13 protein-coding genes and 3 pseudogenes are annotated in these 14116 nt (G+C 45.7%); all 16 read right to left on the minus strand.

Annotated features, from left to right (window positions below; genetic code table 11):
- Positions 1-1005: a hypothetical protein gene (locus C1N64_RS15105; RefSeq protein WP_394514919.1), complete on the minus strand. Its 1005-nt coding sequence runs from the start codon at positions 1003-1005 to the stop codon at positions 1-3.
- Between the two features lie 10 nt (positions 1006-1015).
- Complete coding sequence (locus tag C1N64_RS15110) at positions 1016-1807, minus strand: PP2C family protein-serine/threonine phosphatase (RefSeq protein ID WP_039338221.1); 792 nt, start codon at positions 1805-1807, stop codon at positions 1016-1018.
- Entirely contained in the window at positions 1804-3654 is a 1851-nt protein-coding gene (gene tagH, locus C1N64_RS15115; RefSeq protein WP_133745324.1) for a type VI secretion system-associated FHA domain protein TagH, read from the minus strand. The genes C1N64_RS15110 and tagH overlap by 4 nt, the downstream gene beginning before the upstream one ends.
- A 518-nt stretch (positions 3655-4172) precedes the next feature.
- Positions 4173-4586 (minus strand): hypothetical protein, encoded by a 414-nt coding sequence (locus tag C1N64_RS15120; RefSeq protein ID WP_367143895.1) that lies wholly within the window; start codon positions 4584-4586, stop codon positions 4173-4175.
- Positions 4583-5023, minus strand: a pseudogene (locus C1N64_RS15125) (hypothetical protein); the annotation flags it as partial. The gene C1N64_RS15120 and the pseudogene C1N64_RS15125, both read right to left, overlap by 4 nt.
- 208 nt (positions 5024-5231) lie before the next feature.
- Positions 5232-5633: a lysozyme inhibitor LprI family protein gene (locus C1N64_RS15130; protein ID WP_110268306.1), complete on the minus strand. Its 402-nt coding sequence runs from the start codon at positions 5631-5633 to the stop codon at positions 5232-5234.
- Positions 5634-5645: 12 nt separating this feature from the next.
- Positions 5646-6059, minus strand: coding sequence for a lysozyme family protein (locus tag C1N64_RS15135; RefSeq protein WP_324030433.1), 414 nt, complete (start codon positions 6057-6059; stop codon positions 5646-5648).
- A 329-nt stretch (positions 6060-6388) separates the two neighbouring features.
- The gene (locus C1N64_RS15140; protein ID WP_394514920.1) at positions 6389-7198 is read right to left on the minus strand and encodes a lysozyme inhibitor LprI family protein; all 810 of its coding nucleotides are present in this window, start codon (positions 7196-7198) and stop codon (positions 6389-6391) included.
- A gap of 512 nt (positions 7199-7710) precedes the next feature.
- Positions 7711-8262 (minus strand): hypothetical protein, encoded by a 552-nt coding sequence (locus tag C1N64_RS15145; protein ID WP_110268302.1) that lies wholly within the window; start codon positions 8260-8262, stop codon positions 7711-7713.
- 18 nt (positions 8263-8280) lie between these two features.
- Positions 8281-8820: pseudogene (locus C1N64_RS15150) on the minus strand (N-acetylmuramidase family protein).
- A 455-nt stretch (positions 8821-9275) separates the two neighbouring features.
- Positions 9276-9515, minus strand: a pseudogene (locus C1N64_RS15155) (FHA domain-containing protein); the annotation flags it as partial.
- A 140-nt stretch (positions 9516-9655) separates the two neighbouring features.
- Complete coding sequence (locus tag C1N64_RS15160; RefSeq protein WP_052133231.1) at positions 9656-10057, minus strand: lysozyme inhibitor LprI family protein; 402 nt, start codon at positions 10055-10057, stop codon at positions 9656-9658.
- Positions 10058-10069: 12 nt separating this feature from the next.
- A complete protein-coding gene (locus tag C1N64_RS15165; protein WP_110268301.1) occupies positions 10070-10939 on the minus strand; it encodes a peptidoglycan-binding protein in 870 nt (289 codons plus the stop codon).
- Between the two features lie 121 nt (positions 10940-11060).
- Positions 11061-11543, minus strand: coding sequence for an Hcp family type VI secretion system effector (locus tag C1N64_RS15170; protein WP_033742159.1), 483 nt, complete (start codon positions 11541-11543; stop codon positions 11061-11063).
- Between the two features lie 540 nt (positions 11544-12083).
- Entirely contained in the window at positions 12084-13583 is a 1500-nt protein-coding gene (gene tssC, locus C1N64_RS15175) for a type VI secretion system contractile sheath large subunit (protein ID WP_033742163.1), read from the minus strand.
- The gene (gene tssB, locus C1N64_RS15180) at positions 13583-14113 is read right to left on the minus strand and encodes a type VI secretion system contractile sheath small subunit (RefSeq protein ID WP_033742165.1); all 531 of its coding nucleotides are present in this window, start codon (positions 14111-14113) and stop codon (positions 13583-13585) included. The genes tssC and tssB overlap by 1 nt, the downstream gene beginning before the upstream one ends.
- Between the last annotated feature and the right edge of the window lie 3 nt (positions 14114-14116).

Below are 14116 nucleotides of genomic sequence, written 5' to 3' on the forward strand. Positions count from 1 at the left end.
TTAGTTGATGGTGCGATAGACGGCGGCGGCCGGATCTTTCAGTTCCGGATGGAGTTTTTCCACCAACTGCACTTTGATTGAGGCAGGGCTGCTCAGCCAGGGTGACCAGGTTTTCCGCACTTCCTGCAGGCGCGCCCGCAGGGCATTTTCATCTGCGGCTTCGCTGGCAGGCATCGCCACAACGACCTGATTCACCGCCTGCCAGCCGTTGAATTGTGGGCTGAACGGCAGCACCAGCCAGCTGTCTGGCGATTTTTCATCACTCAGCACCATGCGCTCGCTGTTGACCGTGGTAATCGTCAGCTCATCAAGCTGTTGTTTGTCGCTCAGGCCCGCCACCGGGAAACCCTGTAAGAAGCTGACAGAGACGGGTTTGCTCTGGCCCTTGCCCACTTCCGTTAAGGTACTGTGACCGCTTAGCCAGCCATCTTTGCCACAGGTCACGCCCTGCTTAGCGGGCACGAAGACGGCACTTGACTGCGCGGGCTGATGCCACCAGGTCCGGAAATGACAGCCATCCAGCAAACTGAACTGCAGCCATGGCGTGGTATCGGCGGGTGGAGAATTCAGCACGACCGGCGCGGCGGGTTGCGTCTGCGTCACCGCTGCCTGCTGCTGTGCAGTGGCAGCTGAAGCAGGCTGTGAGGTTGCCGGCGGTGTGATAACCATTTTCCACTGCTGCGCTTTTGCCGCACTGCCGTTACCCAGTTGGGCACCTTCGGTATCGGTTAATGTCCAGTGCAGTTGTTGCAGCGGCTTACATTGCGAGCCCATTAATCCGGCGACACGCGGCAGAAAATCATTTAATACTGAAGGATCTTTATCCCCGTGCGTCACAATGCGCAGGTTCACCGTGCTCTTACACCAGCTTGCGAGCTGGTTATCTTTAACATCATCAATCCAGACATCCAGTTTCTGAGTTGGCGACTGCACAATGCGATAGTTCTCAGCAAAGGCATGGGTACTCAACAGCATTGCAGCCAGGCCCACTAATCCATATTTCATGTTGGCGTTCTCAATCTCGAAGAGGGAAAAACTGCGCCGCATCTGACAGCGAGTGCAATAAAGTGGTGTCTTCCGGGGAACCTACCCAGACAGCCATGGCGCTGAAGTTGTCCTGCTGACCACCCTGCGGTTGGCTGTTTTTGATAATTTGTTGCATCAGGGTCAGCCACTCTTCTGGCGTGTTCACCATATGCAACGATTGCTGCATTTGTTCCAGCGTGACGCCATGCCAGAAGCCGTCCGTGCACAGCAGAAAGGCGTCGCCGTCTTCAATAGGCACCACGTCGCTATAGCTGGCATCACGCTGTTCATCGCCCATGCCGAGGGCGAAATAAAGCAGGTTACTGTTGATGCCTTCGGTCTGATGACCGGCATCTTTCATTTGCTGCACCAGGCTGTGATCGGTGGTGACATGATAGAGATAGCCGCGGCGAAACAGATACAGGCGGCTGTCGCCTGCGTGTGCCCAGTAAGCCAGCTCATAGTCTCTGTCGATAAACAAACTCACCAGCGTGGTGCCCATGCGACTGTGCTGACTGTTGGCTTTTTGCTGTTGCCGGATTGCGTCGTTGGCATAATTGACGTAATCGCGGATAGTTTGCGCATCCAGGTGCGCATTGCCATCGAAGGCTTCCATCAGGCTGCTGCGCGCAATTTTCGCTGCCACATCACCGCCAGGAAACCCTGCCACACCATCGCACACCACAAAGCAGGCCGAACGTTCACCGATGCGCTCACCGGTTTGATCCTGATTGGTGGCGCGGTCGCCCTGATTCGACGTGGAAGCAGTAGAGATATTCATGCGTCATCCGTGTGGGTTTGTGAGTCTTTATACTGATTTACTTCCATGTCGTACGCGTGCAAGAAGGCTTCGCCAAACAAGGTATGGAAGTCATCTTCGATTTCACCGGCGGTTTCGCCATAGCGCTGAACAAAATGTTCCCACAGCGCGGCTTTGCGATTACCGAGCAGACCAATGCGTGAGATTGATCCGTTCTGACGCGCCTCTTCTTCCAGCTGATCGGGATTAAACGATTGCAGCATGGAGGCGATAATCGCACGAATACCGGCAATCATACCCAACTGATGGGCCTGCAAATCAATCAGCGCATCGCGTACCGCCTGACGTGGTGGCATAAAGCCTGGCATGCGGCTTCCAAACATCTGCATCAGCACGGTTTTGCCCGAGGGCAACAGTTTAAACGGGTTATTCGCGTCGTCGAGAATCACCGTCATATCCGCCTTCACGCCGCGTTTCAAAATTGAGCGCGACGAGAGCAGCGCAACCGTTCCCTGTGAAAACATGCTCAGCATCTGGCCAAATTGCCGCATCTGCTCACGGTCGAATTGCGGGGTTGGTTGCAGATCCTGCAGACCCATGCCTTCGAGCAGCGCATCCAGCAATTCACCTTTCAACGCATCACCGCTACTGCTGTTTCCTGTCGTCTGCTCTGCCCCACCGTTATTGTTGTGCGAGGCAACCGGATCAATACGCAGTCGTCCTTTTGGCGTCGGCGAAGGTGCACGCTGAACCGCCTGCGGCGTCGGTAACGTAATGCCACCATAATCAATGGGACTCTGCGCCCCTTCAGGCGGCGCAGGCTCCGGCTCGGTTTCGAATACGGGATCGTGAGTGGGCTGCGTTTCAGTGTGATCAAACAGCGGTGAGCTGCTTAACTCGGCCAGCTCAACCGGCGCGCTGTCACGCGGTTCGGGAGCAGGCTCAGGCGTTTGCGGGGCCGGTTTCTGCGGGGCTGGCCGTGCTTCAGGTTGTGTAACCGGCACCTCAGGTTGCGCCAGTGGTACCGCGCCGCTCATCATTAATCCAAGGGGATCGTCATGATGACGTGGGTCGGGCGTATTCTGACTGCCAAACAGATTCAGGGGATCCAGATCGCCCGATGGCGCCTCGACTTTCGGCTGTCCCTGAGCATTTTGCTGGGCTGATAAGGTGCTCGGCGTACGATCATCAAAGATGCTTTCCTGCGCAAAGAGCGCATCGCCTTCATCAAAAAGACTGCTGGTTTTAGGCTGTTGCCCGATATCCAGCGGCTTATCGCTGATCAACTGTGCCAGCGGATCTTCCGGATTACGGTTCGCCGCCGTCGAAGTTAACGGATTGGCATCTGGCATATCGGGGGCCGGCGTTTTACGCTTCGACAAATCATCCGAAATGGAAAACTCTTTTGCCAGGCTGTCCCAGATTTCACTCGGAATGGCCGCCGTGCTTGCTGTGGCAGTTACTGGTGCAGCGACCGGTGGCGCATCGTTCATGACCGGCGCTTTAGCTGGTGCAGCCATCACGACAGGCGACGGCTGGGGTTGCTGTTCACCGTTAAGATCGTTAACCAGCAGGCGGTAGTCATCAATACCCAGCACGTCGCCGTCCTGCAATTCCACCTGGCGTCCCCGCTCCAGTGGGATATCGTTTAACAGCACGCGCGTCACGTTACCGCGATTCGTCAGGCGGCATTCACCTTCAGCAGTGATATGCACAATCGCCTGCAGGCGGGAAATCGTGCGATCGTCGTCGGGCAGTACCAGATTGTTATCCACGCCACGACCAATTGTGCCGCCGGGAGGAAGAAAATCAAAACTGGTTTGCGGCGGTTGATGGCCGGGTTTAGCGGTTATTATCGTAAAGCGCATCACGGATTCCTGCGGTTAGCTGTTCGACATCTATATCGCGCGTCTCTCGGGGAGAAAGGCGGGATATAGAGGCTTAGTGGATTGTGCTGCCTGGTCTTCATTGTTTAAATGATAACTCAGTAACGTTCATTTCATCATTAAAACATGTGCAGGCTTCTTGCTCATTATTACTAATGGCAGCCTACAGTCATTTACCCGGGCCTATTTTCTCAATAAAATGGTCTATAACTTTTCCATTTTCAGACCAAGCGATGAAACAAACAGATTACGTCGTATTAACTCAGGCGCTTTCCTGAATAAGCGCTTCAACTTCTTTACTGTCGTTAAGATGGAATGTTTGACTATGGTTAATATCAACATACTTGTTAACCCAAGTTATGAATTTTAATTTTCGGAAGTAGAACGCTATCACCCAGGAATGACCTAAAAGGTGAAAGTGTAAAGCCCGCAAAACGTAAACACCTAAAAACATCATTACCAGTTCGAGATTTATTTTCTCACTTTAATTAATCGATAAACTAGTTGAGTATGTAAACAAAGAAAAACAAAAGAAAACCAAAAATCGCAGTCAGGGCAAATATAGCTTTATAAAAAACAACTAAATCAGCGATCCACGCTGTCATATTTTTTGGTTGCGACTGAATAAAATTATAAGCTTCCTCCCTTACTTCTTCATTTTGTCTGAATTTCATTTTCACACCTTTTTGAAGGCGATATAAATATGAAATCTTTTGATAATTTGCATAAAACCCCAAGTTACTTGAAAATTTAGTAGTAGTATCAAGCTGGAGACCTGCATTATTAAATTCACGAATTATCTTAGCGTATTTTTCACTGTTTTTCTTAAAAATAAAAGAGGCATAAATATGCAAAAAACCAATAAGGAAAAATAAAAAAATAATCGTATACATGGTGATATCATATAATGTCATAAGATCTTATCCATGATAAAGTCCACGGCTTTTCCACCGGCTTCACCAAAACCATATCCACCTGCGGCACCACCAACTATACCACAAGCCAAGGCACCAACTCCGCCAGTTGCCACTCCCAACGCAACGCATGCGCCTGTGGCAAGTGAAGCTGACAACGCCCCACCATAAAAACCAGCCACTGTACTTCCTGCAAACTTCGAATATTCTTTTACAGCAACTTTTGTACACTCATTCTCGCGATCAACTGTGCATCCTTTATAGACATCATTAGTTGTGTTCAATGCACTGAAACCGATAGCAACCCAACCTCCATACTTCATGAATCTTGCGGCCTTAGCTGCTGCATCAACGTAAGTTGAGTATCCTCGAATAGCTCCTACACCTGCCGTTTGCCACTCATGGACTATTGATGAACTTGAAAGATTTAAAGCATGAACTGCAAGGGTGCCTCTGTAAAATTTTTAATACGAGCTAAAACATCCAACCCTGCCTTGCCAAAAAGAGGTGCATACATTTACGATCTATTTTTAAGCATTAATAAGGTCAAATCTTTTAAAAGACATCACTTATCCTATGCTATATTCAGTTGACGACAGCTGAAAATAAAAATGCACCCCAGAGGAATTGATTATTATAATTTAATTAATGATAAGGTATCATCTTTAACTTTTTAATTCTTTGTTCATTGTGCTCATACAGGCAGATATTGATATAAGAAAGACTTGCATCACTACCTTTATCCGCTGCAAAAGAGGCAAGTTCACAATCATTTTCTCTGTACTTTAACCATGCCCGTTGTGCTTCAGTTAACGTGCTTATGTACTTATTAAGCTCCTCATCATTGCCTTTATAAAGCTCCTGAACCCTTGATTTAGCTGCTTTATATTCCTTATTCAACATCACTTCTGTTTCAGATTTATTCTTTTCTGCACAGGAGTAAACTTCTTGATCATTATTTCCTTGTGAGCAATCACTTAAAGCATAAACCGGATTAAGCACTTGCATACCAACTATGAGCAAAGTAGAAAGCAATATCTTTTCCATGTAACCTCTTATCTATCGTCTACTTCTGAGATAACGAGCACGATGACGACCCTTTTCAAACTTTTGGAGATATGCTGAGCTATCAATAAAATCTGTCAATTTATTGATATCATTATGCATAGCCGCCTGCATATTTATCTTCGAATCTGCACCTTGATAAATTAAATCCACAATAATATCTTTGATTGCGGGCTTCAGCTTATCCCAATCCGTTCTTTCATGATGACTGGCAGTTTTAGATAGATAAGAAGATTTACCACGACTTACATAGATTGGGTAAATAATCTCAAAGAGCCTTGCCTGCGACTCACGTGATATGATGCCGCATTCATCCCTGTATTTTTTAACCCAGGCATGTGCCGCACTTCCTTTTTTTGTTGAGCCTAAAGAAAGACGCCTTGCCTGCGCTTGCTCAACCCCCACCATCAAAAGATCAGAATAAATTTAACCTGAACTTCTTCCGCCCATTTCGTAACCATCTTCCGATGGTTACCCCTGAGTTATATCCTGGCCAATGTATATGCCTACTGAAATAAGGACTATGAATGTTGTCATTACCTTCGGCATCAAATGTAATTTGTCCCGCATTAACGGTAAGACGGCCAGAATTAACATTTGGATCATCGACTTTCCCAGGAGGTAAAACTTTACTGGTATTGTTACCTGAGCGAGAGAGTACACTCCATTTTTTCAATGAACATTAACCAAACCATCTGACCGTGACATGAAACGTGCTTGTTTAAAAAGGCATTTATTTATGACTTCGCAAGCTCAATAAGTTCGGCAACACGAGCCTGCATTTTTTTCTTTATACAGGTAGAATTAGCAGAACACGCATTTCTGGCGTCAAGCCAGTGCTTTTGGTTTTGATGGAACTGAGCTAAACGTATCTTGGCATCTAAACCTGTATTTGTAATTTTCTTTAATACAATATTATATGCCTCGGCGACACTCACATCCCAGGAAGACAAATCTGGATCATGGCAAATCGTTTTTTCACTATCATTCGTTGCCCTTTCGCACGCGAACGAAGGTGAAAATCTGGCATTATCTGATAACTTTTTTAGTAATATGTAAGATTGGTTATCCCAGTTCAGTAATACCAAATTAACATCAAGTTTCACAAGCCAGTGTTCAATATGCTCATCTGAAGGACTGATCTTCCCATTCTGACAATGAATACTATAAGGATGTATATTCAGCGTTCCTTTGACCGGCAGAGAATAGCTTTTAGCAGGGTCGTATTGAACCCCTTCTGTCGTACTGCTCATCAAATGATTTAATATTGTCACATTCATAGAATGATAATCTGGAAACTCGCAGCCACTATCTGGCTGTATAGACGTCTTTATTTTATCCGACGTGAATTCAAATATACGTCCTTTTAGATTCGGATCATCAGGAATTAGCGTTATCAGCTTCGCAGAGGCAACATCCTCGTCAACATATACATGTTCAACTTTCCACTTACCATTAAGATTTAAAGAATATTCCTGTTCAGAAAAACACTTTAAGGACATGACCAACGACGCGATAAAAAGTAACACATAACCGGTTCTCTGCATGATGGACACCTGAAAGTGGGATAAAGTAAAAGAAAATATTTCAAAATACAACATTAACTGTAAGGGGTTCTTCTCAACTTATTAATGATTTGTTTGTCCAGACTTGCTTCACAGGTGTTTTGTATGCCATGCTCGCGGCAGAGTTCTTATCCGCCGTCAGTGAGGCGAACGCGCAATCCTTCATGGCGGTATTTAAGCCATGGACGCTGTGATTCAGTAAAAAGCTGCAGAGACTTATCTTAGCTTTTGAAAGGGCTATAATAAAATCATTGATCCTTAATTTTATTGCCTGGCATTCTTTGTTAAATTGCCTCTCGTCTTATTAATGATTCTTTCTGTACAAGCGTATACTTACTGCTCGTTGCTATCGTTGCAGAAATTTTCTATAGCGGAAAATTCATCAATTTCAACTAATAGTACAAAGGAGTTTAATCATACATCTCATATGCAAACCCCTTTAATTAAAATTAACATATAACCTTGGTTGGTTTGCTAAAGAGGTTTAATTAAAATTACTTTTGATAAGCCTTACGCAGTTCAGAGAGATTTTTTATATATGAATTTTGAAACTTTTCAGTAACACTCTGATCGTAATAGATGCTGTTATCACCACTTTTTAATCCCAAAATGTAATAATCATTTGCATAGTGATCAGGGGCTTCAGTGGTATAAATAACCGCAACTTTCGTAGCAGGATCGTCTTTTTTTGAAATAAGGCCAACTGAATCAACTTTATGGCAACCTACTGTTTCCCAATCCCCTTGACCGATTGTTTGGATAAACTGATCAGATTTTTTACTATCCTTTGTCCAGGCAATAAAACATACAGGCTGAACTTCTCTTACCCATCCTTTTCCTTGTACAAGAGTACCTAATACTTTGCCATTTTTGATTAAATCGAAAGTTTGATTTTTATCTAATTCAACTCGCTCAAGACCTTCATGCTGAGCTTCCTGAATAATAGTCTTTTCATAATCATTTGAATGAGGTTTAGAAAGAGTTATGGAAGCATTCGCTATAGGGCTAATAACAAGTAAAGACAATACCAGATTGAAGATTTTCATATTATATAAAATCCTGAATTAATTATGCATGGCTCTGTCATAATTTCTTGATAAATGAACATCATAATTATTCTTTTTATAATCACTACCATTGTTGTATCTGGCAAAACTTGATCAGTTCTTCGTTCGGATTGCATACAAAAGAGTCGGCGTATGAGAAACATGATTAACAAAAGCGTATACCTGCCCCGGAATAGTATTCATTCCTTTGACAAACTCTTCGATATTTTCGTAACCCGAAGTGACATAATTACTACCCATAATTTGGAATGCTCCCCAGTAAGCTGACTGGAGCGCTGCTGCACGATCAAGTGCTATTGCTTTGTTTAATTAGTCGTATTGCTCACTAAATTTACCATAATGATCGTATGGCTTTCCTGATATTTCAGGATGAGTTGCATCATAATTGTGATTTGTTAATCTACTGAAATAGTGCCTTTCATATAGAATTGTCGGCCGACCTGATGAATCGAATGGACTTTGCTTGGTTTCCGACATCACAACTGCTTTTATTGCTGCTGGTTCGCAATTTAATGCTTTCGCCATACTAACATACATTTCATCAGTAACAGCAGAGGCTGTAGTATCGAGGCTTAATTTTTATATTGCTGACCGGCGTAATATTTCCATGTAACCTACGCATTGTAGGCCCCCGGGGTGAAACAATACCGTCCGGGTTGCGAAGACCCACAATCTTTTCCTGGAATATTTTTATTTTATCAATAGTTTTTGGTCCCAAAAAACCATCAACTTTTAATTCACTACCAGTGAGGTGTAACAGACTTATTGGAATTTAATAATGATTGAACGGTTTTAACATCAAGTGATTTATTAGGTTGTCTTAAACCAACGCCCTGGCTTATCTGTATTGTAGTCACGTCAAATCCCTCTCGACTCAGCTTTAACAGATTAGTGTAAAGGGCGCCTCCTGATGGAGGCGCATCTTATTAAGCTTCTTTATTCTCTTTGATGTTCCAGCCCGCGCTGGTTTCTGCACCTTTACCAGAAGAGCTCTGCTCCAGTGGGATATCGTTTAACAGCACACGCGTCACGTTACCGCGATTCGTCAGGCGGCATTCACCTTCAGCAGTGATAAGCACAATCGCCTGCAGGCGGGAAATCGTGCGATCGTCGTCGGGCAGTACCAGATTGTTATCCACACCACGACCAATTGTGCCGCCGGGAGGAAGAAAATCAAAACTGGTTTGCGGCGGTTGATGGCCGGGTTTAGCGGTTATTATCGTAAAGCGCATCACGGATTCCTGCGGTTAGCTTTTCGACATCTATATCGCGCGTCTCTCGGGGAGAAAGGCGGGATATAAAAATAGATAGAGTTACTAGAGCCTTACAATATAATATGCACCTGGATTACAATAGGTGCATATTAAAAAAATCAATCGTATGGGATCTGTTCCAACTGTTTAGTTCTTGCCTCATCAAGTTCTGCAATACAATTATTCGTAAATACCGTATAAGGATTACTGTTTTTATCGGCAACATGCGCAAATAACTTACACTGCCCATCGCGATATTTTAGCCAGCTTCGCTGTGACTCAAGAAATATATTCAAATATTCTTTTTTGACTTCCGCTTCGTTTTGAAAGACTTTATCGATGCGTTTCTTTGCCGCCGAGTACTCATTATTTAACTTTTGCTCTGCAGTGTTTTTGTTTTTTTCAGCACAAGTAAACACTGCAGGATCACTTGTTTCCTTAGAGCAATCATCCATCGCATAAGCTGAATGACCAAATATAAAAAAAACAAAAGCCAAACTATAAATATATTGCTTGCACATAAAAACTCCCGCCTATTTATGTTTTCTCAGATAATTTGCTCGTTGGCGTCCACCCTCATAACTTTTTACTTGGGCATTATTTTCAATAAAATCTATTAATTTATCGATATCGTTGTACATGCAGGCTTTCATGGTTCTTTCAAAACCCAGCCCTTGATATACAAAGTCTACAGCTATATCTTTTATAGGAGGTTTAAGGTTTTCCCAAGGGGTTCTTTCTGGGAAGCCAGAAGTTTTACTAAGATAAATTGATTGCCCTCTAACCAGATATTTAGGGTATATCATTTCAAATAATTTAGCTTGAGCCTCACGAGTAATAATACCACACTCATTACGGTGTTCTTTTACGAACTTGTCTGACTGTGAAGGTGATAATCGAGCGCCTCTTGCCAGAAGAATAGCTTGTTCCTGCGGAACACCAGCCTGGATCAAGTCTATTTTCACCGTCTCACCAGAACGCCCACCCATATCATAACCACGTCCGATTGTTACGCCAGAAGCCCCTTTAGGCCAATGGATATGTCGACTAAATCCTGGGCTGTTAGGCCAATCATTACCTTCTGCATCAAAAGTTATTTGCCCTGCATTTACAGTTAAGCGACCTGAATTGAGATGGCGATTTTCTTCTGGTGTGGGCTGCGTTCGGTTAGTTTTTTCAGAATTAGATAATTTATTCCAGGTCCGACCATGAACATCAACCAAACCATCTGGCCGTGACATGAAACGTGATTGGTAACTTTTGATAGCTTCGATAGTTTTTGGCCCAATTCTGCCGTCATCACGAAGCTGGGGAAAACCATTATTTTGTAAAAGCCGTTGAACCGTTTTTACATCGCCGTAATTATTACGGCCACCTATACCAACTGACCCTGTAATACTCATTTACTATCTCCACCCAATGAATCTGATCCAGAGAAATCCTTGTAAATTGGCTGGGAGCCTAACGCATAAAAAGAAAAAACCACTTAGCGAGAAACGCCTCCCGATAAGGAGGCGTTTTTTCTTACGCTTCTTTATTCTCTTTGATGTTCCAGCCCGCGCTGGTTTCTGCACCTTTACCACCAGAAGAGCTCTGCTCCCAGTACTGCTGTTTCACTTTCGCAGCCTGGAATGCATAAGTTACGCCCAGGGTGTCATCGTGCTCTGAACCCACGAACTGAACGTTGGTTACCAGCACATCTTCCAGGGTGATTCGGGTGTATTCGATTTGCGTGCCGCCCGCTTTACAAACTGACACTTCAACTTTAGAAACGTGCTTACCGCTGGCACAGTTTTTCAGCAGTGCAGTTACCGCTTTGTCGATTTTGGCATTAATGTGCAGGTCGTTGAAGTTAACTTTACCAGCACCGCCACCGCCGCCCACGCTCATATTACCCGGCTGATTAGCGCCCCAGGAGAAAGAGGTAATATCAATCCAGCCGGTATGGTTAGAATCTTTAGATTCACCCGTAATGCCGTCTACCTTCAAATACATATCAATAGCCATAATATTTACTCTTCGTTATGGAAAAAGTTGTCGCTTTCGAAAAAGCATCTATATGGCAAAGAGAAAAGCATGGGGCTGAATAAAACAGTCCATATTTTACTTTTGCCTCGACTTCGGGAGTGCTACAGGCTTCCCGAAGGGTCCCACTACAATAAACTGCAACAGCAGGAGATTTTTTTGCCGTATCGGTATGTCAAATGAATGCTGACGCACACAAGGCATCCGTCGTAAATACGCTAAATTTAATTATGTCGTTCATTCTGTTGCAGGCTGATGACTTAACCCCTATCCATTCTCACAGCGATAACAGAACAGTTGAGCTAATTATTTATCTGGCCGACATGGAACAGCAAAATATCTGATTAGGTAGCCTGCCATTATACCTTTATAGCCCGGTCGAAACCCGTAGACCTTCTACCGGAGCCAGTATTTTCAGAAAAGGTTTATTTTGCGGGCAACAGAATTTTTGAAGTGAAAAAGGTCATGCTTAATCGTCTGAAAAAGCACGCCACCTGGACGTGCTTTACATTGCAAAAAAATTTAATTCTCGTTCGACTTCAGCGAAGGCAGCTTCGATACCAGACGCAGCGACACTGTTAATCCTTCCAGCTGATAATGCGGGCGCAGGAAGAATTTCGCTGCATAGTAGCCAGGGTTGTCTTCCTGCTCTTCCACATTCACCTCCGCCGCAGCCAGTGGCTTGCGTGATTTGGTTTCCTGTGAAGAGTTAGCCGGGTCACCATCAACATAGTTCATTATCCAGTCATTCAGCCAGCGTTCCATATCGTCACGCTCACGGAATGAACCAATCTTGTCGCGCACAATGCACTTCAGATAGTGAGCGAAACGGCAGCAGGCGAACAGGTACGGCAAACGGGCAGCCAGACGAGCATTCGCGGTAGCGTCCGCATCATGGTATTCCGCCGGTTTTTGCAGCGACTGTGCGCCAATAAACGCGGCGAAGTCAGAGTTTTTACGGTGGACCAGCGGCATAAAGCCATTTTTCGCCAGTTCGGCTTCACGGCGATCGCTGATGGCGATCTCGGTCGGACACTTCATGTCCACGCCACCGTCATCGCTGGGGAACGTATGGCAGGGCAGGTTTTCCACTGCGCCACCTGATTCCACGCCACGGATGGAGGTACACCAGCCGTACTCTTTAAATGAACGATTGATGTTGGCCGCCATCGCATAAGCTGCGTTGGTCCAGCTGTAGTTGCTGTGATCCGAGCCATCGGTCTGCTCTTCAAAATCGAAGCTGTCAACCGGGTTGGTACGAATGCCGTAAGGCAGACGAGACAGGAAGCGCGGCATTACCAGGCCCAGATAACGCGCATCTTCCGATTCGCGCAGGCTGCGCCAGGCGGCATATTCGGTATTCTGGAAGATTTTGGTCAGATCGCGTGGATTCGCCAGCTCCTGCCAGGATTCCATCTGCATAACGCCTGGCGCGGTACCGGTGATAAACGGACAGTGCGCGGCCGCACCGATGCGGGCCATCTCGCCCAGCAGCTCAACGTCCTGCGGGCTGTGGTCGAAGTAGTAATCGCCGACCAGGCAACCGAACGGCTCGCCACCGAACTGGCCGTATTCCTGTTCATAGATTTTCTTAAACAGCGGACTTTGATCCCAGCCCACGCCTTTATAGCGCTTGAGCGTGCGGCCCAGCTCCTGTTTAGAGATGCTCATGAAACGAATCTTCAGCATCTCATCGGTTTCCGTGTTATTCACCAGATAGCTCAGACCGCGCCAGGCGCTTTCCAGCTTCTGAAACTCTTCATGGTGAATAATCTGGTTGACCTGCTGAGACAGCTTTTCATCAATCTCAGCAATCAGTGCCTGAATGGTGCGGTAAGCATCGCTGGAAACGGTCACCGTATTTTCCAGCGCCTGCTGTGCCAGCGTTTTCACCGCGCTTTCTACCGCTTCGCGCGCCTGATCACTCTTTGGACGAAACTCTTTGTTCAGTAAGGCACTAAACTCGTCCTGACTAAAACTGGCATCGCCCTGTGACTGGGGTTGTTGAGAAGTCTGATTCATTATTGCTCCTCCTTCCCTTCTGCGGCATCCGCCTGCTTAGGCACATGCGTCAACGCCTGCAGCAGGGTCGGATCCTGAAGAATTTTGCCGATAAGCTCTTCAGCGCCATTTTTGCCATCCATATAGGTCAGCAGATTTGAAAGCTGAGTACGTGCTTCCAGCAGGCTGTTAAGTGGTTCGACTTTACGGGCAATGGCATCCGGGGAGAAATCGTCCATGCTTTCAAAAGTCAGGTCAATATTCAGTTTGCCGTCGCCGTTCAGCGTATTGTCGACCTGGAATGCAGCGCGTGGCTTCATGGCTTTCATGCGCTCATCGAAGTTATCGATGTCGATTTCCAGGAATTTGCGGTCGTCAACGCTGGCCTGCGGCTCCAGCGGCTTACCGGCTAAATCGGCCAGTACGCCCATGATGAAGGGCAGCTGAATTTTTCGTTCTGCACCATAAACTTCCACGTCATATTCAATCTGAACGCGTGGCGCGCGATTGCGGGCGATAAATTTCTGCCCACTGGACTTCATTGTTGGCATGGT

This window comes from Pantoea sp. SGAir0215, assembly GCF_043543215.1.

What these genes read in the sequence shown, in the direction of transcription:
- C1N64_RS15105 (WP_394514919.1), bottom strand. Translation starts at nt 1,005, where the DNA reads ATGAAATATGGATTAGTGGGCCTGGCTGCAATGCTGTTGAGTACCCAT.
- C1N64_RS15110 (WP_039338221.1), bottom strand. Translation starts at nt 1,807, where the DNA reads ATGAATATCTCTACTGCTTCCACGTCGAATCAGGGCGACCGCGCCACC.
- tagH (WP_133745324.1), bottom strand. Translation starts at nt 3,654, where the DNA reads ATGCGCTTTACGATAATAACCGCTAAACCCGGCCATCAACCGCCGCAA.
- C1N64_RS15120 (WP_367143895.1), bottom strand. Translation starts at nt 4,586, where the DNA reads ATGACATTATATGATATCACCATGTATACGATTATTTTTTTATTTTTC.
- C1N64_RS15130 (WP_110268306.1), bottom strand. Translation starts at nt 5,633, where the DNA reads ATGGAAAAGATATTGCTTTCTACTTTGCTCATAGTTGGTATGCAAGTG.
- C1N64_RS15135 (WP_324030433.1), bottom strand. Translation starts at nt 6,059, where the DNA reads ATGGTGGGGGTTGAGCAAGCGCAGGCAAGGCGTCTTTCTTTAGGCTCA.
- C1N64_RS15140 (WP_394514920.1), bottom strand. Translation starts at nt 7,198, where the DNA reads ATGCAGAGAACCGGTTATGTGTTACTTTTTATCGCGTCGTTGGTCATG.
- C1N64_RS15145 (WP_110268302.1), bottom strand. Translation starts at nt 8,262, where the DNA reads ATGAAAATCTTCAATCTGGTATTGTCTTTACTTGTTATTAGCCCTATA.
- C1N64_RS15160 (WP_052133231.1), bottom strand. Translation starts at nt 10,057, where the DNA reads ATGTGCAAGCAATATATTTATAGTTTGGCTTTTGTTTTTTTTATATTT.
- C1N64_RS15165 (WP_110268301.1), bottom strand. Translation starts at nt 10,939, where the DNA reads ATGAGTATTACAGGGTCAGTTGGTATAGGTGGCCGTAATAATTACGGC.
- C1N64_RS15170 (WP_033742159.1), bottom strand. Translation starts at nt 11,543, where the DNA reads ATGGCTATTGATATGTATTTGAAGGTAGACGGCATTACGGGTGAATCT.
- tssC (WP_033742163.1), bottom strand. Translation starts at nt 13,583, where the DNA reads ATGAATCAGACTTCTCAACAACCCCAGTCACAGGGCGATGCCAGTTTT.
- tssB (WP_033742165.1), bottom strand. Translation starts at nt 14,113, where the DNA reads ATGCCAACAATGAAGTCCAGTGGGCAGAAATTTATCGCCCGCAATCGC.